General features: G+C 70.1%; 18 protein-coding genes. 10 read left to right on the top strand and 8 right to left on the bottom strand.

Going from position 1 to position 24,783, the window contains the following annotated elements:
- Positions 1-4 precede the first annotated feature (4 nt).
- Both ACWEPG_RS07340 and ACWEPG_RS07335 read right to left on the bottom strand, forming a co-directional pair.
- A complete protein-coding gene (locus tag ACWEPG_RS07340; protein WP_452594164.1) occupies positions 5-919 on the bottom strand; it encodes a hypothetical protein in 915 nt (304 codons plus the stop codon).
- Positions 916-1,122, bottom strand: a complete 207-nt coding sequence (locus tag ACWEPG_RS07335; RefSeq protein ID WP_450113221.1) for a heavy-metal-associated domain-containing protein — start codon at positions 1,120-1,122, stop codon at positions 916-918. Before ACWEPG_RS07335 ends, ACWEPG_RS07340 begins: the two co-directional genes overlap by 4 nt.
- 185 nt (positions 1,123-1,307) lie before the next feature.
- On the opposite strand from ACWEPG_RS07335, the gene ACWEPG_RS07330 reads away from it, so the two are divergent.
- Entirely contained in the window at positions 1,308-2,732 is a 1,425-nt protein-coding gene (locus tag ACWEPG_RS07330; RefSeq protein ID WP_450113220.1) for an MFS transporter, read from the top strand.
- Positions 2,729-2,860: a hypothetical protein gene (locus tag ACWEPG_RS07325; RefSeq protein ID WP_450113219.1), complete on the top strand. Its 132-nt coding sequence runs from the start codon at positions 2,729-2,731 to the stop codon at positions 2,858-2,860. The genes ACWEPG_RS07330 and ACWEPG_RS07325 overlap by 4 nt, the downstream gene beginning before the upstream one ends.
- A gap of 105 nt (positions 2,861-2,965) precedes the next feature.
- On the opposite strand, the gene ACWEPG_RS07320 is transcribed toward ACWEPG_RS07325, so the two are convergent.
- Entirely contained in the window at positions 2,966-8,437 is a 5,472-nt protein-coding gene (locus ACWEPG_RS07320; protein ID WP_450114054.1) for an ATP-binding protein, read from the bottom strand.
- Positions 8,438-9,159: 722 nt separating this feature from the next.
- On the opposite strand from ACWEPG_RS07320, the gene ACWEPG_RS07315 reads away from it, so the two are divergent.
- The 6 genes from ACWEPG_RS07315 (at position 9,160) to ACWEPG_RS07290 (ending at position 15,054) form a co-directional block, all read left to right on the top strand.
- Positions 9,160-10,548, top strand: coding sequence for a WS/DGAT/MGAT family O-acyltransferase (locus ACWEPG_RS07315; RefSeq protein WP_452594163.1), 1,389 nt, complete (start codon positions 9,160-9,162; stop codon positions 10,546-10,548).
- 23 nt (positions 10,549-10,571) lie between these two features.
- Positions 10,572-10,721 carry a hypothetical protein gene (locus ACWEPG_RS07310; protein WP_450114056.1) on the top strand — a complete coding sequence of 50 codons (150 nt, stop codon included), beginning with the start codon at positions 10,572-10,574 and terminating at the stop codon, positions 10,719-10,721.
- A gap of 62 nt (positions 10,722-10,783) precedes the next feature.
- On the top strand, positions 10,784-11,728 hold the full coding sequence (locus ACWEPG_RS07305; protein WP_450114057.1) for a 4-(cytidine 5'-diphospho)-2-C-methyl-D-erythritol kinase: 945 nt from the start codon (positions 10,784-10,786) through the stop codon (positions 11,726-11,728).
- Positions 11,728-13,524 (top strand): ABC-F family ATP-binding cassette domain-containing protein, encoded by a 1,797-nt coding sequence (locus tag ACWEPG_RS07300; protein ID WP_452594162.1) that lies wholly within the window; start codon positions 11,728-11,730, stop codon positions 13,522-13,524. The genes ACWEPG_RS07305 and ACWEPG_RS07300 overlap by 1 nt, the downstream gene beginning before the upstream one ends.
- 119 nt (positions 13,525-13,643) lie before the next feature.
- Entirely contained in the window at positions 13,644-14,135 is a 492-nt protein-coding gene (locus ACWEPG_RS07295; protein ID WP_450114059.1) for a nuclear transport factor 2 family protein, read from the top strand.
- A 67-nt stretch (positions 14,136-14,202) separates the two neighbouring features.
- Entirely contained in the window at positions 14,203-15,054 is an 852-nt protein-coding gene (locus ACWEPG_RS07290) for an SDR family oxidoreductase (RefSeq protein ID WP_450132840.1), read from the top strand.
- Between the two features lie 7 nt (positions 15,055-15,061).
- Here ACWEPG_RS07290 and pnuC read toward each other — a convergent pair whose 3' ends face one another.
- A complete protein-coding gene (gene pnuC, locus ACWEPG_RS07285; protein ID WP_450114061.1) occupies positions 15,062-15,721 on the bottom strand; it encodes a nicotinamide riboside transporter PnuC in 660 nt (219 codons plus the stop codon).
- Between the two features lie 27 nt (positions 15,722-15,748).
- Positions 15,749-17,455, bottom strand: a complete 1,707-nt coding sequence (locus ACWEPG_RS07280; protein WP_450114062.1) for a peptide chain release factor 3 — start codon at positions 17,453-17,455, stop codon at positions 15,749-15,751.
- Positions 17,456-17,678: 223 nt separating this feature from the next.
- On the opposite strand from ACWEPG_RS07280, the gene ACWEPG_RS07275 reads away from it, so the two are divergent.
- The gene (locus ACWEPG_RS07275; protein WP_452594161.1) at positions 17,679-19,310 is read left to right on the top strand and encodes a fatty acyl-AMP ligase; all 1,632 of its coding nucleotides are present in this window, start codon (positions 17,679-17,681) and stop codon (positions 19,308-19,310) included.
- Positions 19,311-19,367: 57 nt separating this feature from the next.
- On the opposite strand, the gene ACWEPG_RS07270 is transcribed toward ACWEPG_RS07275, so the two are convergent.
- The 3 genes from ACWEPG_RS07270 to ACWEPG_RS07260 form a co-directional block, all read right to left on the bottom strand.
- The gene (locus ACWEPG_RS07270; RefSeq protein WP_452594160.1) at positions 19,368-21,026 is read right to left on the bottom strand and encodes an AMP-binding protein; all 1,659 of its coding nucleotides are present in this window, start codon (positions 21,024-21,026) and stop codon (positions 19,368-19,370) included.
- On the bottom strand, positions 21,023-21,979 hold the full coding sequence (locus tag ACWEPG_RS07265) for a cyclase family protein (RefSeq protein ID WP_450114065.1): 957 nt from the start codon (positions 21,977-21,979) through the stop codon (positions 21,023-21,025). The genes ACWEPG_RS07270 and ACWEPG_RS07265 overlap by 4 nt, the downstream gene beginning before the upstream one ends.
- A 150-nt stretch (positions 21,980-22,129) precedes the next feature.
- Complete coding sequence (locus tag ACWEPG_RS07260; protein ID WP_452594159.1) at positions 22,130-22,972, bottom strand: TetR family transcriptional regulator; 843 nt, start codon at positions 22,970-22,972, stop codon at positions 22,130-22,132.
- Positions 22,973-23,048: 76 nt separating this feature from the next.
- On the opposite strand from ACWEPG_RS07260, the gene ACWEPG_RS07255 reads away from it, so the two are divergent.
- Positions 23,049-24,704: a class I adenylate-forming enzyme family protein gene (locus ACWEPG_RS07255; protein ID WP_452594158.1), complete on the top strand. Its 1,656-nt coding sequence runs from the start codon at positions 23,049-23,051 to the stop codon at positions 24,702-24,704.
- Positions 24,705-24,783: the final 79 nt, after the last annotated feature.

The raw sequence follows: 24,783 nt of genomic DNA, 5'->3' as shown, positions 1-24,783 counted from the left end.
TGTGTCAGTGCCCGTGGCCGGCCGGTGCGGCAGGCGCGGCGGGTGCGGTGTCTGCGTCGGCTTCGACGGTGAATTCGGCTGTGCGGACGGTGTTCTCGTGCTGGAAGTCGAGGAACAGTCGATAGGTGCCGGGGCTCGGAGCCTGCGCGTGGAACACCACGTCGGGTCCGGGCGCGGTGACGCCGTCGCCGGGCGCGCCCTGCGGGTGCACGTGCAGGTAGGCGAGGTCGCCGGTGCGCAGCGCGACCAGATGTCCGTAGGCGCCGAGGTAGGGCTGCAGGTCGGTGACCGGGCCGCCGTCGCGGGTGACCGCCAGGGTGAGCGCGCCACCGGCGGTGGTCAGATCGCCGGACAGTTCGACCCGGTATCCGTCGACCTCCGCGGTCCGCGAAGGTGCAGGCAGCGGGACCGGGGTCAGGTCGCCGGCGACGTCGACGTTGCGGCCCAGCGTCAGTGCGGGCCCGTCGACGGGCTGGAAGTCCGCGAACACGCGGTAGGTGCCACCGGTCGGCCAGGTCCAGTCGATCGACCAGGTGCCGTCGGCGGCCAGGGTCGGGTGCACGTGCCGGAACTCGCTGGTGTCGGCGCGGACGACGATCAGGTGCAGCTGCTTCTCGTGCTGGTCGGTGAACGCGGTGACGGGGTCGCCGGACGGCCCGGTGATCCGGAAGGTCAGTGCGCCCGGGGTGCGGGCCGTACCCGGCGCCGAGATCTCCGAGAGCGTGTATCCCTGTTCGCTGACCTGCAGGCCGGCTGGAATCCCGGTCTCCGTTGTGGCGGTGGGTTCCTCGGTGTGGGTGTCGTGCGTGGTGGTGGACATGTCGGTCGGGCTCCCCACGGCCGCCCCGACACCGAGGGCCGCCGCGAAGATCACGGCGAGGCCCCCGGTGTAGGCGGCCAGCTTGGTGGCGGTGTTCATGACTGTGCGGTGTAGCCGGCCTCTTCCACCGCGGCGCGAACCGCGGCGGGGTCGACGGGGTCGATCGAGGTGACGGTCAGCAGCCCGGTGGGGACGTCGACGGTGATCTCGGTGACCCCGTCGAGCTTGGCGACCTCCTCGCGGACCGAGCCCGCGCAATGCCCGCAGGTCATCCCGGTGACGGTGTAGTTCGCGATCTCCATGACGTTCTCCTTCGTCTGCTTCGCATACCCACTGGGGGTATATGGCCAACGAGTCGAAACATACCCCCCGAGGGCATGTGACGCAACCCTCTGGTGGGGATTGTGTCAGATACCCATGGGGGGTATAAACCGAACGGCGACGGTCGAACCACGGTCATCGCTCACCGATGCAGGGAGGGATCGAGATGAATCAGGAAACGGGCCGGGTGCAATCGCGAAAGTGGTTGGCGCTCGGATTGATTGCGCTCGCGCAGTTCATGGTCATCATGGACACGTCGATCATCGGCGTCGCGCTGCCACAGATGGGCGAGGATCTCGGCTTCACACAGGAGAACCTCACCTGGGTTTTCAACGCCTACGTGGTGGTGTTCGGCGGGCTACTTCTGCTCGGCGGCAGGCTGTCCGACCTGTTCGGCGCTCGTCGCATGTTCGGCCTGGGGTGGCTGATCCTGCTGGTCGGCTCCCTGGTGGCCGGGCTGGCCGCGAACGTCCCCGCCGAACTCGTCGGCCGCGCCGTCCAGGGGGTCGGCGCGGCCCTCATCGCGCCGGCCGCGCTGACACTGCTGATGATGCTGTTCGGGTCGAACCCGCGCGACCTGACCAGGGCGCTCGCCGTGTACGGCGCCGCGGCGCCGGCCGGTGGGACCGCGGGCGTGTTCCTCGGCGGGCTGCTCACCGAGTACGCCTCGTGGCCATGGGTGTTCTTCGTCAACATCCCGGTCGCGGTCCTCGCCCTGGTCGCGGCGCCGGCGCTGCTGCCGGGCGGGCGCGGCACCGGAACGGGTGGCGTCGACCTGCTCGGCGCGGTCACCGTGACGCTCGGCATCGGTACGGCGGTCTACGCGATCGTCCGGGCGCCCGAGGTGGGCTGGCTGTCCGTGCAGACCTGGGGTGTCCTGCTCGCCGCGGCCGCGTTGCTCGCGGGATTCCTGGTGATCCAGGCGATGCGGCGCGAGCCGCTCGTCCGGTTGGCGATCTTCCGCACCCCCAACCTGGGTGCCGCGAACCTCGCCCAGTTCCTGCTCGGCGCCGCGTGGATCCCGATGTGGTTCTTCCTGAACCTGTACCTGCAGCAGGTGCTCGGCCTCTCGGCGTTCCCGAGCGGTGCCGCGCTGATCCCGATGACGGCACTGATCATGGTCGGGATGATCGTGCTCGCGCCACGTCTGATCGCACGGTTCGGGCCGAAGCCTGCGGTGGTGGCCGGGCTGCTGCTGCTCGCGGCGGGCCTGGGCTGGCTCTCACTGGTGCGTCCGGACGGCAGCTTCTGGGTGGACGTCCTGCCCGCCTCGCTGATCTCCGCGCTGGGGATGGCCCTCGCCTTCATCCCGTCGCTCGGCACCGCCATCTCCAGTGCCCGCCCCGAGGAGGGTGGTCTCGCCTCGGGCATCGTCAACACCAGCTACCAGTTGGGTTCGGCGCTGGGCCTCGCCGCCGCCACCGCGGTCGCGGCGGTCGCAGGAGCGGGGCGGGTGGGTGATCACGCGGCCCTGACCGACGGGTTCTCGGCCGCGTTCCTCACGGCCGCGGTGATCGCTCTCGTCGGCGCGGCACTGGCGGCCGTGACGCTCCGCCCGGCCCGGGCCGCCGAGACGGTGCCGGTCCGATGAGGCCCGTCGAGGTGCTCGACGATCCGCGGCTGCGGGCGGTGTTGCGGTGCGCGGGCGGATGTCTGCTCGCGGCGCTGCACGCCTGGATCCGTCCACGTCCGCGGGAGCTGCGGGACGTGTCCCAATAGCGGACGGCGCCAACGGAGTTCGCTCCGATGGCGCCGTTCGGTGGTGAAATCAGTGGGCGCCGCCGGAATCCCTCCGGCGGCGCCCACTGCGTTGGCTGATCGTGCTTACTGGGCGGCGAGAACCTTGCCCATGCCGCGCTCGACAGCGGAGACCAGACGCGGCCGCAGGTCCGCGGCGGCCACGATGTCGTGCACGGAGCCGACCTCGCGGGCGCGTTCGATGTTGTGGATGCCCTCGAACTCCGCGGCCACCTCGCCGAGCTTGGCGTTGCGGACGGCGACCCGCTCGGCGGCGAGCTCGACGCGCAGCGTGGCGCGCTCGGCGTCGTCGTCGCTGGCGGCGAGCCGGGCCTCGAGGTCGCGCACCGCCGGGTCGGCGTCGGTGCGGGCGTTGACCTCGCGGGTGAACACGACGGCCGCGGCAGGGGCGCCACCGAGCACCGAGGCGAACGAGCCCTCGACCGCGAGCACCTCCATGTTCTCGTTCAGGGCGCCGGAGAACACCACGAACGCGCCGCCGTGGTAGCGCGAGATCACGACGAACACGATCGGGCCGTCGAAGTTGACGATCGCGCGGCCGATCTCGGCGCCGTATTCGAGCTGCAGGTTCCTCAGCGACTCCGGGGAGCCGTCGAATCCGGACAGGTTCGCCAGCACCACGACCGGACGGTTTCCGGACGCCGCGTTGATCGCGCGAGCCGTCTTCTTCGACGAACGCGGGAACAGCGTGCCCGAGGTCCACTGGTCCGGGCCGTCGGTCGGGAACCAGCCCTTGCGGGCGATGGCCCGGGACTCGATGCCGACGACGGTGACGGCGTTGCCGCCGAGGTGCGCGTCGAACACCACCGACGTGTCGGCGTCGGCCATGTCGGCCCAGCGTTCGAGCACGGCGTGGTCCTGGTCGACCACGGCGTGCATCACCGTGCGGATGTCGAACGGCTTCTTGCGGTCCGGGTTCGTCTCGGCGGAGAAGATCTCACCGACCGTGGTGAACTCGCTCGACGGGTGCACGTGCGGGAACGAGCGCACGTCACGGTCGATCGGGTCCGACGACTCCGCCTTGCGCGGGAAACGTTCCCCGACAGCGAGGTACGCGTGCTCATAGTGCGCGAACAGGACGCCGATCGCGGCGGTCAGGTCCGGTGCCCAGTACTGCGCCTGGCCGTTCGGGCCCATCACTCGGTCGTAGCCGCCGATACCGAAGTTGTCCTCCGCCGAGACGCCACCGGAGTAGTCCAGGGACTGCTTGCCGGTGAGCACCATCGCCGACTCCGGGGTCATCACCAGGATGCCCTTGGTGTGCATCAGCATCGTGGCCTCGGCGTTCCAGTACGGCTGGGCGCCGACGTTGATGCCCGCGACGATGACGTTGATCTCGCCGCCGTTCTGGGTGAACGTGATGATCCGGCGCAGGCCGCGCGAGACCCAGTCCATGTTCTCGGTGCCGGACTCCATGGAGATGGTGGCGCCGGAGGAGAGCGCGAACCATTCCACCGGGGCGCCGAGCGACTCCGCGAGGTCGATGGCCGCGACGATGCGCGAGCACTCCGCCTCGGCGACGGTGCCGAGAGCCTTCGTCGGGTCGCCGAACAATGCGACCCGGGTCATGCCCTCGGGGTAGCGCTCGGTGGGCGTGGTGACCAGGCCGACGATGACACCGGCCTTGTTGCGGCCGTAGGGGCGGTCGACGGGCACCAGCGCGCCGGTGTCGTCGAGGTCGTACTCGACGAAGCTGCCGCCCGCGCTCAGCGCGGGGATCAGCTCGTACGGGTAGACGGTGCCGCGTGCCCGCGACCGCTGCACCTTCTGGGTGTACTCGTCGAGCGGCTTGAGCGGCTGGGTCGGCGGTTCGGTGACCGCGACCTGCAGGCCTGCGCCGGAGCGGTACGAGAACCGGATGGCGACCTGGCGCGGCTTCGCCGTCGGCGATTCCTGCATGCGGCAGATCAGGGTGATCTGCTCGATGCCCGCGCCGACGGTGAGCGGTGCGACGTGGCTGGCGATCGCGGACAACCGGTCGGCGGCGACGTCGAGCCGCGGCCACACGTAGAGCACGACGCGGTTGTTGTCGAGACGCTTGCGACCGCGCTCGGCCTGGGCGCTGCGGATGCCGGCGAGGCAGGACGCGAGGGCCCGCTCGATCGCCGGGGCGGCCTCGATCTCGCCGGCCTCGTCGAACTGCAGCGTGAGGTCGCGCACCTGAGCCATCGCGATCAGGCGCTGGTCGGCCGGGTTGTCCTTGGCCGCAAGGTGATACACGTAGGTGTCGGCCGGGGCGGGCAGGCGTGTGCCGTTGAAGTTCTTCAGGCGCCACATGTCCAGGCGCTGCGCGGTCAACGGGTGCATACCGCGGATGATGCGGTCCTCGTCCAGCCCGCCGGACTCGGCGGGACGGAAGGTGGCCTGACGCTGAGTCGTCATCGCGCCGGGCACGGTGACGGTCACGGTGACGCGTCGCCACGGCACGGACGTGTTGTGCGACAACAGCTCCGACCGCAGCGACTCGGCGAGTGCGTCGTCGTCGGCGGGCGCGTCCGGCCACGTGACGTACAGGTCGGCGACCAGGTTCACGGGCGACGGGCCGGCGACCGCGTCCACGACGCGGAGCGCCTCGGTCAGCTGCCCCTGGTCCGCGGCGACCGACACCAGGCGCAGCTGCTCACCGGAGAGTTCGAAAGTGCCGGTGACGCAGGGCAGTCCGTGGCCGTCGATGGCCTTGACGTCGGAGAGTCCGCGGATCTTGTAGTACTGCCGGGTGACCACCTCGAGCAGGTCGGCGGGAGCGGACCACGGCTCGGCGAGAAGGCCGACGAGCGGCTCCGGGGTGTCGACCATCGCGTCGATGCGGGCGGCGCGATCGGTGGCGCCGGGCTGCTCCGCCAGGTACTGCAGGCTGCCGCGGACGCCGTCGTAGATCTGCTCGCGCGACTTGCGGACCACCGGCTCGTCGAAGATGCGGAAGTGCAGGCCGCGGGCCATGTCGCCGATCAGCGGGTAGCGCAGCTGGGTGGCGACGATCAGCCGGTTGAGGACCTCCTCGAACTCGCCGGCGAGCTCCTCGCCGATCGGGCACTCCCGCTGCCAGTGCGCGAGCAGGCCTGCGACGGTCGGGACCTGCGCCTCGAGCCGCTGCAGGGCGACGAACAGCCGGTGCACGGCCTCCTCGAGCTCCGGGGTGCGATCCAGCTCGGTCACGTCGTAGTGGCGCAGCGAGCGGGACAGCTTGGCGCGGAACGACTCCGGCAGGCCCTCCAGCTCGACGTCGAGCGAACGCAGGAAGGAATGGAAGTGCTCGCGGGGGGAGTGCACCCGCTCGTCGTTGTCGTCGCCGCCGGCGGGCCGGTTGCGCGACAGCTCGCACAGGTCGGCGAACGTGGTCAGCAGCGCCAGTTCCGCGCGAGCCAGGGTGGGGTCGGATTCGGGCAGCCGGTCGCGCAGGGTCGTGTACTCGGTGCGCAGTGCGGTGGCGCGGGTGTCGTCGACGTCGAATCCGGTGATCATCGCGGTCAGCGCGTCGAGCCGGGCGAGTGCCTCGGTCAGGTCGTCGCGGTCGCTGGTCTCGGGGGCCGTGAACTCGACCCGCGGGGCCTGGGTGGTGACGGTCTCCTCGGCCACCGGGTCCACCCGCAGCAGTGCGGCGCCGGCGTCGACTTGCGCATTGACGATGGCGAGGACTTCCCGGACGGTGCCCGCGTTCTGCGCGCGGATCGCGGTCTCCATCTTCATCGCCTCGAGCACCACGAGGGTGTCGCCGGCCTCGACCTCGTCGCCGACCGCGACGGGCAGCGCCACGACGACGGCGGGGGAGGGTGCGCGGACGACGCCGGCCTCGTCCTGGCTGATCTGGTGGCTGACCCCGTCGACCTCGACGAGGTGGTGGGCGGGGCCGGTGACGGAGACGACATGGTGGCGCCGTCCGCCGACGACGATCCGGCGCTCGTACTCGCTGAGCCGGTCCACGTCGACTTCGACCTCGCCGCTGTCGCCGTCGATGCGGTAGCGGTGCGGGCCGATCTGGCCGACCTCGAACTGGTACGCCTGCCCCTGGTAGCTCAGCTCGACGCCGCGCCCGACGGTGTTCTTGGTGCGGGGCCGTCCGCCGCGGGCGGCGGCGAGGAACGCGCTGCGCTCGTGCGCCTCCTCGGTCTCGTAGACCTCGATCGCGGTGGCGAGCAGGGCGACGGCCGCGGCGGGGGTGGGGCCGTTCGCGGTCCCGGCGCCGGTCCGGTCGAGCCATCCGGTGTCGGCGGAGGCGGTGATGACCTCCTCGCGGTCGAGCAGGTCGAGCAGGAACGACTTGGTGGTGGTGCCGCCGTCGAGGACGACGGTGGTCTCCCGCAGCGCGGTGCGCAGCCGGGCGAGGGCCTCGGAGCGGTCCCGGCCCCAGGCGATGACCTTCGCGACCATAGAGTCGTAGTCGGGCGGGATGACGTCGCCCTGGGCGATGCCGGTGTCGACGCGCAGGCCGGAGCCGAGCGGGAACTTCAGCAGCTGGACGGTGCCGGGGGCGGGCGCGAACCCGTTGTCGGCGTCCTCGGCGTTGAGGCGGGCCTCGACGGCGTGACCGAACTCGGTCGGGCACTCGCCGACCAGCGGCTCGCCGCTCGCGACGTGGATCTGCAGCTTGACCAGGTCGAGTCCGGTGGTGAACTCGGTGATCGGGTGCTCGACCTGCAGGCGGGTGTTGACCTCGAGGAAGGTGAACACCTGCTGCGACGGCTGGTAGAGGTACTCGACGGTGGCGGCGCCGCAGTACCCGGCGGCCTTGACCAGTTCCGCGGACACCTTCCGCAGCTGCGCGGACTGCTCGGCCGTCAGCAGCGGGGAAGCGGACTCCTCGATGACCTTCTGGTTCTTGCGCTGGATCGAGCAGTCGCGCACGCCGGGCGCCCACACGTTGCCGTGCGCGTCGGCGATGACCTGGACCTCGACGTGGCGGGCCTCGGTGACGAGGCGCTCGATGAACACGACGGGGTCGCCGAAGGAGCGCTCGGCCTCGCCCTGGGTGCGCTCGAGGGCGAGTTCGAGCTCGTCCTCGGAGTAGACCTTGCGGATGCCTCGGCCGCCGCCGCCGGAGCGCGCCTTGATGATGAGCGGGTAGCCGATGGCCTGGGCGTGCCTGCGGGCGTCGGCGCGGGTCTCGACGGGTCCGCCGGACCACGGGGCGACGGGGACACCGACCTTCTCGGCGAGCAGTTTCGCCTCGACCTTGTCGCCGAGCAGCCGCATCGCCTCGGCGGAGGGGCCGATGAAGGTGATGCCGAGGCGGGCGCAGACGTCGGCGAAGGCCGGGTCCTCGGCGACGAAGCCCCAGCCGACCCAGACGGCGTCGGCGCGCGCCTCGATCAGGGCGCGCTCGAGTTCGGCGTGGTCGAGGTAGGGCGTGGCCGCGGTGGTCGAGGGGCGCAGTGTGACGCCCTCGTCGGCCTGCCTGACGAACATGGCGCGGCGCTCGGCCTCGGTGTGCAGGGCGATGACGGTGAGGGGCTGGTCGCGTTCGGCGTTGAGTTCCCGGACGGCGCGGATCAGGCGGACCGCCGCCTCGCCCCGGTTGACGACTGCAATTCGTCTGAACATCTGGTTGGCCACCGTTCCTCGTACCTCGTTGTTCACAGTTGTCGTCCACACGTGTGCGCGGGCACCCGGTACGGACAGGCCGTGGCGCGTCGAGCCACTCGGGGCTGAGCGCGGGCCGCTCGACTGTCCGTGACAGGACGGACGGCCGCTTGATCACCGGAACACCGAGCGGTCGGAGGGTCGTCGCGAGGCGACTGTCGACCGGAGAATTCCGGTCTTCCTCCGGTGCGTTGATCGGCGCTACCGGTATGCCAGCATCCATTATTTCGGCGGCTCTGTCATGTCGTTACAGAGTCGCCCAACGTCGTTTTGCCGCAACGCGATTCGTGTAGGAATCGATCCTTTGTATCGTGTCGGCAGGCTACTTTCGAGTAGCTTTACGCGTACTGGTCAGTAGGCATTTGCCGGCCGATCGGATCCCGCTCCGTGGACTTGCTGTGACCGCGCGTAGCGAGGTGTGGCGAACGCGTCGCGTCCGTGCAGGTGAGCGACGCGACCGGCCGGCGAGGCGGAATGGCCGGTCCGGACATTCGGGGCATCGGCCCGCGTGACGATCGATGCCTGGACGTTTGCCCAGGTGGTGACGCAACTCTCGATGGGGTAGAACATCTACATCCCGATTCGGTCGTGACCATTCTCACATCCGTTTGTGACCAAAGGTGACGCACATCACCCTTGCTCGATCCCGCGATCCGGTGCCCCGAGACTTGATAGGTCAGAACATGCTGCTTCCGATGTCGCCCACCGACTCGATGTTCCTGCTAGCCGAATCCCGCGAACACCCGATGCACGTCGGGGGGCTCGTGCTCCTCGAGCCTCCCGAGGGCGGTGATGCCGGGGACGTGCGCGCGATGCTCGACGCCGCCCTCGAACGCAACCTGGTCGCCCCGCGGCTGCGGCGCCGCCCCCGGCGCTCGGTGACCACTCTCGGGCAGTGGGGGTGGGAGACCGACGACGACCTCGACCTCGCGCACCACGTGCAACACGACGCGCTGCCGCGTCCGGGTGGCATGCGGGAGCTGATGGATCTGGTGTCTCGCCTGCATGCCGGCCTGCTGGACCGCAGTCGTCCGCTGTGGGAGATGCACCTGATCGAGGGGCTCGCCGACGGCAGGTTCGCCGTGTACATGAAGATCCACCACGCCCTGGCCGACGGTGTGTCCGCGATGCGCATGCTGCGACGGGCGCTCAGCGAGGATCCCGAGGCTCGGGAGATGTCCGCGCCGTGGGAGCCGGGTGCGCCGCGCCTCGGATCGGCAGAACCCGCGTCGACCGGCGGCGTGTCGGACATCGCCGGTGCCGCGGTCCGGGCGGCGCGGGACGCGGTCGGGGAAGTGGCAGGACTGGTGCCTGCATTGGCCGACACGGTCGACCGCGCGCTGCACGGTCGCGGTGGCGCGTTGTCGTTGGCCGCGCCGTCGTCGCTGCTCAACGTGCCGATCGGGGGTGCGCGCCGCTTCGCGGCGGGCTCGTGGCAGCTCGAACGCCTCCGGCTGGTGGCCAAGTGCGCCGACGCGACGATCAACGACGTGGTGCTCGCCATGTGCTCGGGTGCGCTGCGCACGTTCCTCGCGGGGGTGGATGCCCTGCCCCTCGAGCCGCTGCTGGCGATGGTCCCGGTCTCGCTGCGCGATGAGCGGCGGACCGGCGGCGAGGGGAACGAAATCGGCCTGCTGACCTGCAATCTCGGCACGAACCTGTCCGACGCCGGCGACCGGCTCGACGCCGTGCGCACCTCGATGCGCGAGGGCAAGGAGACGATGCGGGCCCGGAGCGCCACCCAGATCCGTGCGATGAGTGCGCTGGGGGTTGCACCGCTGGCGATGGGGATCGTGCTCGGGCGGGGCCTTCCGATCCGGTCGGCGAACGTGATGATCTCCAACGTGCCGGGCCCGCGTGCGCCGCTGTACTGGAACGGGGCGCGGATGACCGCGCTCTTTCCGCTGTCCATCCCGGTGGACGGCCAGGCGCTGAACATCACCTGCACGAGTACGGACGAGGAGATCGCGTTCGGTCTCACCAGCTGCCGGCGCAGCCTGCCGGAGTTGGCGCCGATGCTCGGCCATCTCGACGACGAGCTCGCCTCGCTCGAGCGAGTGGTGGGTCTGTGAATCAGAAAGGGATTGCTGCACAGATGAATTCATCCGAGGTCGGCGCGGCCGACGAGCGAGTGGCGGGCCCGGGGATGCGGGCGGCGACACCTCTCGCGCACCGCTCGGCCATGAGCACCGCCGAGATCAAGGCCAGGATCGAGGCGATGTTCGAGGACCGCCCGCGCCGGTAGAGGCCGCCGGGTGCGCGTCCGGGAGTTCGCCACCCGTGGCGCCTCCACTAGGCTGATTCCCCGTGCTGTCCGTAGTTCCGCGCCCGGTGACCGTCCGGGCGCCGTCGAAGGTGAACCTCCACCTGGGAGTCGGTGACCTGCGCGAGGACGGCTATCACGAGCTGACCTCGGTGTTCCAGGCGCTGTCGCTCAGTGACGACGTCGTGCTCGCCGACGCCGACGGGCTGTCGGTGCAGGTGCGGGGCGAGGACGCCGCGTCGGTGCCGACCGATCGGACGAACCTCGTGTGGCGGGCGGCGGAACTGCTCGCCGAGCGTGCGGGCCGGGCCGCGGACGTCGCGATCACCATCGTCAAGGGTGTGCCGGTGGCCGGCGGCATGGCGGGCGGCAGTGCCGACGCGGCGGCCACCCTCGTCGGACTCAACGAGCTGTGGCGGCTCGGCCTCGGCCGCGACGAGCTGTTCACGCTCGGCGCGGAGCTCGGCAGCGACGTCCCGTTCACTCTGCACGGTATGACCGCGCTCGGGACCGGACGTGGGGAGAAGTTGCTTCCGGTCCTGTCCCGCAACAGCTTTCACTGGGTTCTCGCGCTCGCAAAGGGTGGACTGAGCACTCCGGCGGTGTTCCGTGAACTCGACCGTCTCCGCGCCGCGGGCAGCCCGCCGCGGATCGGCGGCGCGGAGGGCCTGATCCAGGCGCTCGCCTCGGGTGACGCCAATCAGCTCGCACCGCTGCTCGGCAACGACCTGCAGCCCGCCGCGCTCTCCCTCAAACCGGAACTGCGGCGCACCCTGCGTGCGGGGACCACGGCAGGGGCGTTGGCCGGCATCGTCTCGGGGTCCGGACCGACCTGTGCATTCCTGTGCGCCGACTCCGACTCGGCGGTCGCCGTCGGGGCGGAACTGGCCGGGGCGGGCGTGTGCCGCACCGTGCGGGTGGCCCACGGCCCGGTGCCGGGTGCGCACATTGTCGACGTCGAGAACGATCACCGGGGAACGGAACGCTGATGGCCAATCTGATCAACCTGGAGCAGGTGTCGAAGTCGTTCGGCATCAAGCCGCTGCTCGACTCCGTGTCCCTCGGCGTGCAGGAGGGCGAACGGATCGGTGTCGTCGGCCTCAACGGCGGCGGCAAGACCACGATGCTCGAGGTGCTCGCCGGCCTCGAGGAACCCGACTCCGGCCGGGTCAGCCGGGTCGGTGGCCTGCGCATGGCCGTGGTCACCCAGCGGGGTGTCCTCCCGGCCGGTGCCACTGTCTCCGACGTGGTGCTCGCCCCGCTCGGGCTGGCCGAGCACGAGTGGGCGGGTGATGCGCGGATCCGTTCCATCCTCGCCGGTATCGGCATCGACTCCGTCGGCCTCGACCGCGGCGTCGAGGGCCTCTCCGGCGGGGAGCGGCGGCGCGTCGCCCTGGCGGCGGCGCTGGTGCAGGACCTGGACCTGCTGGTCCTCGACGAGCCCACCAACCACCTTGACGTCGAGGGCGTGCAGTGGCTGGCCGAACACCTGCTGGGCCGGCGCAGCGCGCTGGTGGTCGTCACCCACGACCGCTGGTTCCTCGACACCGTCGCCACCCGCACCTGGGAGGTCGTCGGCGGCAAGGTCGAGAGCTACGACGGCGGCTACAACGACTGGATCTTCGCGCGCGCCGAGCGGGCCCGGCAGGCCGACGCCGCCGAGGAACGCAGGCAGAACCTGGCCCGCAAGGAGCTCGCGTGGCTGCGTCGCGGCCCTCAGGCCCGCACCTCGAAGCCCCGCTACCGGGTCGAGGCGGCGGAGGCCCTGATCGCGAACGTCCCACCGCCGCGGGACTCCGTCGCGCTGGCGTCGTTCGCCAAGCGGCGGCTCGGCCGCGTCGTCATCGAACTCGAGGACGTCCGCCTCGAAACGCCCGACGGCCGGGAACTCGTCCACGACCTGACCTGGCGGCTCGCGCCGGGCGAGCGGGTGGGTCTGGTCGGTGTGAACGGTTCGGGCAAGACGACGCTGCTGCGTACCCTCGCCGGCGAGCTCGAACCCGCCACGGGTCGGCGCATCCAGGGGCAGACCGTCAAGATCGGGTGGCTGCGCCAGGAACTCGACGACCTGCCGACGGACATGCGGGTGCTCGAGGCGGTCAAGGACGTCGCGGAGCGAATCATGCTGGGGGACAAGGAGATGTCCGCCGGTCAGCTCGCCGAGCGACTCGGCTTCACCCCGGCCCGCCAGCGCACCCCGGTCGGCGATCTTTCCGGCGGTGAGCGGCGTCGGCTGCAGCTGACCCGGGTGCTGATGAGCGAGCCGAACGTGCTGCTGCTCGACGAGCCGACCAACGACCTCGACATCGACACGCTGCAGCAGCTCGAGGACATCCTCGACGGCTGGGCGGGAACGCTGGTGGTGATCAGCCACGACCGCTACCTGGTCGAGCGGATCTGCGACAGCACCTGGGCGCTGTTCGGGGACGGCAAGCTGACGAACCTGCCGGGTGGGATCGAGGAATACCTGAGGCGTCGCGAGGCGGTCGCCGCTGCGGCCACGCCCGGCCCCGCCCCGGTGAGCGGGCCTGCGGCCGCGAGTGTCGGCGAGCCCGTCGCCGTCCGCGACGGTGCCGCGGACCGGGCCGCCCGCAAGGAGCTGAGCCGCATCGAACGGCAGGTCGCCAAGCTGTCCGATCGGGAGGCCGTCCTGCACGAGGCGCTCGCCGCCGCGGCCACCGATCCGCAGGAGCTGCAGAAGCTCGACGCGGAACTGCGGACGGTGGTGGCGGAGAAGGAGACCGCGGAGGAGCGCTGGATGGAGCTGGCCGCCGACCTCGAGTGATCGGTCTCGCGTGCCTGACACCGTGACGTGTTCACCGCCCGGCGGGGCGGGAAGGCGACTAGGCTGCCTGAAAGATCGGTCTTGTCGTTTCATGGTCCCTGTCATGGAAGGCTCGCGCGATGGATCTCGAGGCTCTCGCTGAGATAACGAAGCTCAAACATCGCTACACGCGCGCGCTGGACACCAAGGATTGGGCACTGTTCCGCGAGACCCTGCTGCCCGACGCGACCGCCACGTACGGCGAGCACCTCCGATTCGAGGACCGGGACGCGTTGTGCTCGTTCATGGAGATCACGCTCGGCCCGCACGTACTGTCCGAACACCTCTGCGGCCAACCGGAAATCGACATCACCGGGGACAGTGCGACCGGGACGTGGGTTCTCGCGGACACGGTCATCTTCCCCGAGGACGGAATGCTGTTGCGTGGTGCGGCTTTCTACCACGACCGATACGCACGCGACGACGGCGGCCAGTGGCGGATCGCGCACACCGGGTACGAGCGGACGTACGAGATCGTGGTGTCCTTGTCCGACCTGCCGAGCCTGCAGTTGATCTCGAACCGGTGGGCGATGGCGATCACCCCACAACCCGAGGCCGAGTCGTCCGCCTGATCCGCCGACTGCCCACCTGCCTCCATCCCCACCCGGTCGACGCGCCGGTGGGTGCACACTCGACGCCATGATCCGTGAGTTGGTTGCCCGCGCCGCCCTCAACCCGCTGCCGTCGTTGCGGTCCGTCCGCGCCCGCGTCCGGCCGGGGCCGGACCGTGTCAGCGGCCGCACGGTCCTGATCACCGGCGCGTCCTCCGGGGTCGGGGAGGCGGCCGCGACGGCGTTCGCCGCGCTGGGGGCCGAGGTGATCCTGGTGGCCCGCGGCGCCGGCGACCTCGCCGTGGTTCGCGACCGGATCCGGGCCGACGGCGGGGTCGCACACAGCATCGCGTGTGACCTCACCGACCCGGACGCCGTCGCGGCACTGGTGGCGACCGTCGCCGCCGACCACGGACCGCTCGACGTGCTGATCAACAACGCCGGACGCTCCATCCGCCGCCCCGTCGTCGACACCGTGGACCGATTCCACGACTACGAGCGGACGATGGCGCTCAACTACTTCGGCCCGGTGCGGCTGACGCTGGCGGTGCTACCCGGAATGCTCGACCGCGGGTGCGGGCACATCGTCAATGTCGCGACGTGGGGTGTGCCCGGCGGGGTGATGCCGAAGTTCGCCGCCTACCACGCGTCGAAGGCGGCCATCGGGGCGTTCGGCCGCGATCTGGGCGCCGAGATCGCCGGGCGCGGTGTTGCGGTCACCACGGTGCACTTCCCGCTGATCCGCACCCCGATGATCACCCCGACCAGGGACTACGACGCGATGCCTGCCCTGACCCCTGAACGGGCGGCCGGCTGGCTGGTCGAGGCGGTCCGGACCCGCCCGGTGGAACTGCTGCCCGGCTACGCCGAACTGCTGCGCCACCTCGGTGCGGTGTCGCCCACGTTCGCGGACTCCCTCGTCCGCCGCGCCGGGATCTGAGCGTCGGTCAGGGCGCGGACCGGGCGACCCCCGCGCGGCGCTGGACCCGCAGCCACACCGCGAACCCCCACAGCACGAAGGCGCCGTACACGAGGTAGAGGAGCGCGGACGGGTAGTACCCGGCCACGAACAGCTGCGGCACCCCGACGGCGTCGACGGCGATCCAGATCAGCCAGAACTCGGTCCACCCGCGCGCCATGCCGTAGGTGGCGAGCAGCGACCCGGTGAAGATCCACGCCTCCGGCCAAGGCCCGTAGGACCCGATGCGTTCGAAGATCTGCGCGAAGACGACGGTGCCGCAGATCATCGCCGCGACCAGAAGAAACCGGTCGCGGCGCGGCGCCCAGTGCGGCAGCACCGCCTCGCCGGACGCATGCCGGGACCGCAACCACTGGGTCCAGCCGTACACGCTGACGGAGATGAACATCAGCTGCCGTCCGGCCTGTCCGTACAGGTTCAGCTCCTGCGGGGTGTGGAACAGCGCACCCATGAACACCGTGAACAGCAGTGCATTTCCCGCGATGCCGACGGGCCACGCCCACACCACGCGCTTCATGCCGCCGATCGCGGACGCGATCCCGAACCCGTTGCCGATGATCTCGCGCCACAGGATGGTGGCGTCCCCGATGTGCAGTTCGGCGTCGAACAGGGCCTGCAGCGGGCTCATACGTGCAGCTCTCCCGGATCCCGGGGGTCAGTCGGCGGTCGCGACGAGCGGTTCCAGGGTCAGCTCCGGGTGCTCCTTCTGGATGTACTGCAGTCGCCACTTGTCGCTGACGAGGGCCAGCATCACACCGTCGGAGCGGGTGAAGACCTCGACGCCGCGCTGGCGGCCGAGCTCGGTGGCGGACTCGGAGTCGGTGCGCCGCGCGAGCTGGTACGGCAGGCCCTCCATCCGCGCCTCGACGTTGAACTCGGCCTTCATCCGGGCCGCGACGACCTCGAACTGCATCGGGCCGACCGCCGCCATCACCGGCGACGCATCGCCGCGGATGTCGTTGCGCAGGATCTGCACGACGCCCTCGGAGTCGAGCTGTTCGACCGCGCGCCGGAACTGCTTGTACTTGCTCGCGCTCTCCGCGCGCAGCACCGAGAAGTGTTCGGGTGCGAACGACGGGATCGGCGGGAACTCGACCTTCTTGTCGGAGAACAGGGTGTGGCCGGGCGCCAGGGCGGTCGCGTTGACGAGGCCGACGACGTCACCGGGGTAGGCGCTGTCCACGGTCGAGCGTTCCCGGCCGAACACGGTCTGCGCGTACTTCGTCGCGAACGGCTTCCCGGTCTGTGCGTGCGTGACGACCATGCCGCGTTCGAAGACCCCGGAGACGACGCGCATGAACGCCAGCCGGTCGCGGTGTGCGGTGTCCATTCCGGCCTGCACCTTGAACACGACCGCGCTGAACGGGTCGGTCACCGCGCGCGCGGCGCCTGCCACGTCGTCGCGCGCACCCGGCGGCGGCGCGAGCGCGACCAGGGTGTCGAGGATCTGCCGGACGCCGAAGTTCAGCATCGCGGACGCGAAGATCACCGGAGACGTCTGTCCGGCGAGGAACATCTCCTGGTCGTGGTCCTGGCCGGACGCCGAGAGCAGTTCGCTCTCCTCGACCGCCGTCTCCCAGGCGTCCCCGTCTCGTTCTGCGGCCCCGTCGGCGTCGAGGATCTCCTCGGGCGCGATCTTCGCGCCGCCGGCCGTACGGGTGAAGCGGACGTATTCGCGGGGGGCGCCGTCCTCGCCGCGGCGCAGCAGGCCACGGAAGTCACCGGCGATGCCCACCGGCCAGTACAGCGGCGTCGGGGTCAGGCCGATCCGCTCCTGGATCTCGTCGAGCAGTTCCAGCGGCGACTGGCCGGGCCGGTCCCACTTGTTGATGACCGTCACCACCGGGATGCCGCGGTGGCGGCACACCTGGAACAGCTTCAGGGTCTGCGGCTCGAGGCCCTTCGCCGCGTCGATCAGCATGACCGCGGCGTCGACGGCGGTGAGGACCCGGTAGGTGTCCTCGGAGAAGTCGGAGTGACCGGGGGTGTCGACGAGGTTTACGACGTTCGGTTCCTCGTCCGGATCGGTCTCCGGGGACTTGTAGTTGAACTGCAGCGCGGTGGAGCTGACGGAGATGCCACGGGCCTTCTCCATCTCCATCCAGTCGGACACCGTCGACTTGCGGCCGGCCTTGCCGTGCACGGCGCCGGCCTCCGCGATCATCTTCGCGTGCAGCGCGAGCGCCTCGGTGAGCGTCGACTTGCCCGCGTCGGGGTGGGAGATGACGGCGAAGGTGCGCCGTCTCCCGGCCTCCCCGGCGAGTGCCCGGACCGACTTGTCGGCGGTGCCGACCTCGGGGACGTCGGCGGTGCCGACTTCGGGGTCGGTGGCGGCGGTCGTCGATGCGGGATCGGTGGTCACCGGGGAGTTTCCTTTGCTGACGGACTTCGGTCTGCTCACCAGGCGTGGGAGCAGTGGCGATACGCCGGTAGTCCAGATTACCCGCCGCGGGATCGCCCGATTCGACACGCTCCTCCGAACCGCGGGCGCATGCTTTGCGTGTAACACCACGACAGGTGTGGCGCGTAACACAACGGCGGCAATCGAGGGATATTACGTATAGCGGCCCGGTGAGGAGAACGCGATGAGCAGATTCACCGACGAGATGTACGAGGCGTCCGCGACCAGCATTCGAGGGGTGGTCACCGGCGAACCTGGGGTGCCGCTGCGGCAGACCTGGGACCAGATCCACGACATCGCCCGCCGCATCGCGGGCGGACTCGCCGCCGTCGGGGTCGGTCCCGGTGACTCGGTCGGAGTGCTGGCGGGGTTGCCCGTCGACGTCGCGCCGACGTGCCAGGCCGTCTGGATGCGCCGTGCCGCGCTGACGATGCTGCACCAGCCGACCCCGCGGACCGACTTCGAGGCGTGGGCCCGCGACACCGAGGTCGTGGTGGCGATGATCGGCGCGCACGCCGTGGTGCTCGGGGAGCCGTTCGGAGCCGCTGCTCCTCTGCTCGCGGCGCGTGGCATCACCGTCGTGACGGTCGACGAGTTGCGAGGTGGCTCCGCGGTGGATCCGCTGGACGCCATCGAATCCGATATTGCCTTGCAGCAGTTGACTTCCGGCTCCACCGGGTCGCCGAAGGCCGTGCGGATCACGCACGCGAATTTCTACTCCAACGCCAACGCGATGCTCAACCGGCTCAAGATCGATGTCACCACCGACGTGATGATCAGTTGGCTACCGCTGTTCCACGACATGGGGATGGTCGGGTTCCTGACGCTGCCCATGCAGATGGGCGCCGAGATCGTCTGCGTCACTCCACTCGACTTCCTGCACAACCCGCTGCTGTGGGCAGAGTTGATGGACAAGTATCGCGGAACTGTCACCGCCGCACCGAATTTCGCGTACTCGCTGCTGGCCCGTCGGCTCGAGCAGGCGCCGGACGGGGCATACGACCTGTCGACGATGCGGTGCCTGATCAACGGTGCCGAACCCATCGACGCCGACACGATGCTCGCACTCGCGGCGGCGGGAAAGCGGTTCGGCCTCGACCAGGCGGCCCTCGCGCCGACCTACGGGATGGCGGAGGTGACGCTTGCGGTGTCGTTGCCCTCACCCGGCCGGGGGCTGGTTCTCGATCTGGTCGATCCGGACCTGCTCGAGGCGATGCAGCATGCCGTGCCGTCCACCAAGCACAATGCGCGCAAGATGGTCACCCTCGGCAAGATGGTGCCCGACCTCGAGGGACGCGTGGTCGACGAGGAACGCCGGGAACTCAGCGCCCGCAACGTCGGGGTCATCGAGGTCCGCGGCAAGCCCGTCACGCCCGGCTACCTCACCGTCGACGGACCTCGTCCCGCGCAGGACGAGGACGGCTGGCTCGACACCGGCGACGTCGGTTACTTCACCGAGGACGGGCTCGTGGTGGTGTGCGGCAGGGTCAAGGACGTTATCATCATGGGCGGCCGCAACATCTACCCGACCGACATCGAACGGGCCGCGCTCACGGTCCGGGGCGTCCGGCCCGGCAACGCGGTCGCGGTCCGGCTCGAGGCCGGGCAGAAACGAGAGTCGTTCGCTGTCGCTGTCGAGACCAACGCGATCGACGACCCGGTCGAGGTGCACCGCATCGAACACGCCGTGGCGCACGCGGTGTTCACAGAGGTCGGGGTGCGGCCGCGCACGGTCGCGGTCCTCGGCCCCGGCAGCATCCCGAAGACCTCGTCCGGAAAGCTGCGCCGCACCCACTCGGCGGCGCTGCTGCGCTGACACCGCGCGGGTGTGGGGTGCGCCCTCCGCCGGCCAACCCCACACCCGGCAGCGGGATCAGCGCACGTCCCGCAGTTCCCGTCGCAGGATCTTGCCGGTGACCGTCTTCGGCAGTTCGCCGACGAACTCCACCTGGCGCGGATACTTGTAGGCGGCCATCTGTTCCTTGCAGTACGCGATGATCTCGTCCGGTTCCACCGACGCGCCGGGCTGGAGGGAGACGTAGGCCTTGACCGTTTCGCCGCGGTAGTCGTCCGGCACACCGACGACGGCGGCCTCCCGGACAGCGGGATGTGCGTAGAGCACGTCCTCGACCTCCCGCGGCCACACCTTGTACCCCGAGGCGTTGATCATGTCCTTCTTGCGATCGACGACGTAGAACCACCCGTCGGCGTCCATGAATCCGACGTCGCCGGTCTTCAGTTCGCCGTTCGGGATCGACTCGGCGGTCTTGTCGGGCTTGTTCCAGTACCCCTTCACCACCTGGGGTCCGGAGGTGACGAACTCGCCGACCTCGCCGACCGGGACGTCCTCGCCGTCCTCACCGACGACCCGCACGACCGTGTTGAACACGGGGACGCCGACCGACAGGGCGCCCGAGGTCGGGTCGACGGGGGCGCGGACACCGAGCGGGACGCCGTGGGAGGGCGACGATGTCTCGGTGAGGCCGTAGATGTTGTGGATGTAGGCGCCGAACGCCTTCTCGAGCCGGTCCGCCATGGCGGGCGCGATCGGGGCGCCGCCCGAGTAGAGCACGCGCAGACTCTGGAAGTCCGCGGGTGTGACACCGGGGGCGGTGGACAGTGCGTTGTACGCGGTGATCGCCGCGACGGAGAACGCCGGCTTCCATTCGCGGATCGCGTCGAGTGCCACCTCCGGGGTGAACCGGTGCGTGAGCGTCAGCGGTGCCCGCGCCGACATCGCGACCATGATGTGCCCGACGAGCCCGGTGATGTGGAACAGCGGGGCGATGCCGAGTACCCCCTCGCCGGGGGCGAGCCCGGTCCAGTCCCGGTAGGTCTGCGCGTTGAACGCCAGGTTTCCGTGGGTGTTCATGGCGCCCTTGGGTTCTCCGGTCGTCCCCGAGGTGTAGGTGAGCACGGCGACGTCGTCGGACGTCAGTGCTGGTGCGGGCGGTGGGGTGCCGTCGTACGACGCGACGGTCTCGACGAGGTCGCCGGTGCCCTCGCTGCGATGCCGTTCGGCCGAATCGAACAGGCGCGGATCGTTCCGTGTCTGGAAGTCGAGCGCGGACGTCGTGTACACCGTCCGCACCGAAGTCTTCCCGGTCTCGAGCACCGTTGCGGCGACGTCGCGGTACAGGTCGTCGAGGGTGAGGAGAGCCGTTGCCCCGGAATCGATCAGCATGTACGTCAGTTCCCGCTGGCGGTTCATCGGGTTGATCGCGACCGCGACGCCGCCCGCCTTCCAGGCCGCGACGAGGCCGATCGCATAGGAGGGGTTGTTCTGCACGTACACCGCGAGTCGCTCCCCCGCGGCGAACCCGTCCGCGACCAGTGCTGCGGCGAGCGCGTTCGCGGCCCGGTCGACGTCGGCGAAGGTCAGCGTCGCGTCGAAGTAGTGCAGGAAGGGCCGATCGGGGTCCGACGCCACCGCCGCGTCGAAGACCTCGAGCGCGGTGGCGTGCTCGGCCTCGATGTCGGAGGGGATGCCCTCCGGATACCGGGCCAGCCACGGCCGGTCGGTGTAGGTCACTTGATCACCACCGGGTTCACCGGGGCACCGCTGGCGCGGTGGATCTTCAACGGTGCTGCGACGTAGAAGAACTCGTAGACACCGTCAGCGGCGCAGTCCTCGGCGAGCTTCTCCAGGTCGCAGATCTCGGTGAACGCGATTCCCAGGTTGCGCATGAGTGCGTTGTGCAGCACGAGGGCGACGCCGTTGTGCGGGTCGGTGGTGATTTCGTTGGCGATCGTGTCGGTGACGAGGTTCGGGATCTCCTTGTCCTGGAACCACTGCACCAGCTCGGGGGAGTAGACCAGGCCGGGCTCGCAGAAATCGCCGTAGAAGGCATCCGCATCCTGGAAGAACAGCTCGAGGTGATTGGTGCGGATCAGTATGATGTCGCGCGGCTTGATCTCGATTCCCTGTGCGGCGGCACATTTTTCGAGGTCGGTGTGGTCGAATGTCTCCCCCGCGCCCAGATGCTCCACACCCCGGAAGCGGGCCATGTCCAGCAGTACCGCACGGCCGGCGACACCGCGCTGGGCGATCGGCTCGACGCTGGCCTTGTCCAGGCCGCCGACGGTGGTGCGGGCGTCGTACCCGTTGTAGATCCGGCCGTCGTACCAGACGTGACCGAGTGCGTCGTACTGTGTGCTGCCCTGCAGGAATGCGTTGATCTTGTCGTCGGCGTAGTGCAACCCGCCGGGGAACTCGGGGCCCTCGCCGCCCTCGTCCCAGTCGGACTCGTCGAGGATCATCTCCCGGGTCGCCGGGCTGCGGCCGGGCCACACCGGGTCGCCGTTGGGATCCCCGATGAGGCGCTGGAGGGTGAACAGGGCGCCCTTCCGGATGAGGCCGACGCCGCTCAGAACCTGTTCGGCGGTCAGGTAGTTCAGGCTGCCGACCTCGTCGTCGGCGCCCCATTTGCCCCAGTTGGACGGGGAGTCGGCGAGAAGTTCGGTGAGATCGGGCGTGGTGGACATCGGCACCTCTTCAGTGAGTCGATCCTGCGGAACTGAACTATCCGATCGATCGTTCGAACGGTTCAGTGAGATCAGGATCACACCGAATCGAGCCGCCGTCAAGGGGGTGGCGGAACGCGAAAATGATTGGCGGTCAGCGGATCTCGATGTTCAGTGAGGCTGAACCTGCATCATCGCCAGCGCGTGACCGGCGTAGTCGCGGGCGACCTCGGTCGGGGTCATCGGTCCGGTGGGGGAGTACCAGTAGGTCAGTGCCATGCACAGGGTCGTCACGGCCCGGGCCGTGCCGCGCGGGTCGGGTGTCGTGAAGGTCCCGTCGGCGGTGGCGGCGACCGCCGCGGCGTCGAGCCGTGCCTGCAGGCGTCGGCGCGCGTCCGCGACGGTGCCGCGGACGGGCTCCTCGAGGCTCCGCATCTCGGTGGCGGTGATGAAGGCCAGGTCCCGGCGGACCGCATGGCACAGGGCGAGCGCTTCGACCATGAGGGCGAACTTCTCGGCCGGGGCCCGCCCCTCGGCATCGGCGGCCGCGACACGCCACTCGATGTCCTCCATCGTCCGCGTCACCAACGTCGCAAGAAGGTGCTGCTTGCTGCGGTGATAGTGGTAGATGCCGGCCACGCTGCTGTCTGCGGCGGTCGCCACCAGGCGCATCGTGGCGCCGTGGTAGCCGAGGTCCGTGAACACCTCGACGGCCGCCCGGAGCGCCGGGTCGAGGTCGAGTGCGGAGAAGCGTCGCCAGTCCGTGTCGCTGGGAGTCGCCGGTCCTCCGATCGGTGGCCGGTCCGGGGGTGGGCTGAGTAGGCGGGCGGAGGGGACGCCGAGGTGTCTGGCGATCTCGTGCAGGCGGTCGATCGTCAGCGCCACCTTCCCGTTCTCGATCGCGCTCATGGTCCCGACGCTCACGCCGACCGCCGAGGCGAGGGCGCGCAGGGTCATGCCGGACTGCTGTCGGGCCCGACGCACGGCGGGCCCGGTCGAGTTCTGTTCGGCCATGCTGAACACGGTAGCGTGGGTCCGATCGCGCCGGGGACCGGCGGCCGGACGGACGAGTGACGGAGTTGGGGGTCGGGTGAGCGCATACGACGACCGGCCGTGGCTCGCACACTACGGTGATCGGCCGTCGCATCTGCGCGTCGAATTCGGTACCGCGATGGACATGTTCGACGCGGCGGTCGCGGCGGCCTCGGACGATCCGGCCGTGCTGTACTTCGACGGCACGATCTCATGGGCTGAACTGGATCGGGCGTCGGATGCGCTCGCCGCGCTGCTCGCGGCGCGCGGGTTCCGGCCCGGGGACCGGTGTGCGCTGTACGTGCAGAACGACCCGGCGTTCGTGATCGGATTGGTCGCCGCCTGGAAGGTCGGGGGTGTTCCGGTCGCAATCAGCCCGATGAGCAAGGCCGGCGAACTCGAGTGGTTCCTGCGCCGTTACCGGCCCACGGCATTGCTGGCGCTCGACGACCTGTACGTCGAGGTGGTCCGCCCGGTCCTGGCAACCGATCCCGACCTCGCGGTCCCCGTCGTGGTCACGGTGTCCGGGCTGGACGGCCAGTCCCGCACCGACCCGCGAGTGTTCGCGGGCGTCGAGCGGCTCCGGCCACCCGACACGATCGACCTCGCCGCGCTGATCGCCGGGCACGACGGCGCGGTCGTGCAGCGGCGTCCGGTCGGACCCGGCGATGTGGCCGTGTTGCTGGGCACTTCGGGAACGACGGGGTTCCCGAAGGGCGCGCGGATCAGCCACGCGAACCTGACGTTCAGCACCCAGCTGTACCGCGCCTGGACGGGAGTGGGTCCGGGGGAACCGATCCTGGCGCTGGCACCGGTGTTCCACGTGACCGGCCTCGTCGGTGCCGTCACGCTCGCGATGCTGCTGAGATCGCCTGTCGTGCTGACCCATCGCATTCATCCGGGGGTGATCGCCGACGCGATCCGGGAACATCGCCCCGTGTTCGCGGTCGCGGCGATCACCGCCTACATCGCGCTCGCCGACGAATCCGACATCACCGCGGCCGAGATGACGTCACTCCGGCTGCGCTATTCGGGCGGCGCGCCGGTCGATCCCGTCGTCGCGGACCGGCTCGAGGCCGCGCTCGGTGGCTACATCCGCAACGTGTACGGACAGACCGAGACGACGTCGCCGACGCACATCGTGCCGCCCGAGTCGCGTGCACCCGTCGATCCGGAGACCGGGGTGCTGTCGGTCGGGGTGCCGGTGTCGAACACCATGGTCCGGGTTGTCGACGACGACGGTCGCGATCTCCCCGTCGGTGAGATCGGCGAGCTGGTCACGAGCGGTCCGCAGGTGATCGGTTCGTACTGGGACGACCCGGAGGCGACCGCGGCGGCGCTGACCGGTGGCGAGTTGCGTACCGGCGACATCGGGTTCATGGACGCCGACGGCTGGTTCTACGTCGTCGACCGCAGCAAGGACGTCATCAACGCCGCCGGATACAAGATCTGGCCGCACGAGGTCGAGTTGGTGCTCGCGGGGCATCCCGACGTTGCGGAGGCCGCGGTCGTCGGTATCCCCGACGACTACCGGGGCGAGTCGGCCAAGGCCTTCGTCGTGACGCGCCCCGGGAGCACGGTCACCGAGGGCGACCTCGTCGACTATTGCCGGGAGCGGTTGGCGGCCTACAAGTACCCGCGCGAAGTGGAGCTGGTCGGAGCCCTGCCCCGGTCGGCGACGGGGAAGCTGTTGCGGCGCAAGCTGCGTGGATGAGCACACCTGCAACGGTGCCCGCGTAGGTGATTGGAGCTGCGAGAAGGGCTGTGGAAGCGCTCGTCGCCCGCCCTCGAGC

The sequence above is a fragment of the Rhodococcus sp. NPDC004095 genome, assembly GCF_053604015.1.
Note: the sequence above shows the minus strand (reverse complement) of the source record. Positions and strands in the feature narration are given on the sequence as shown.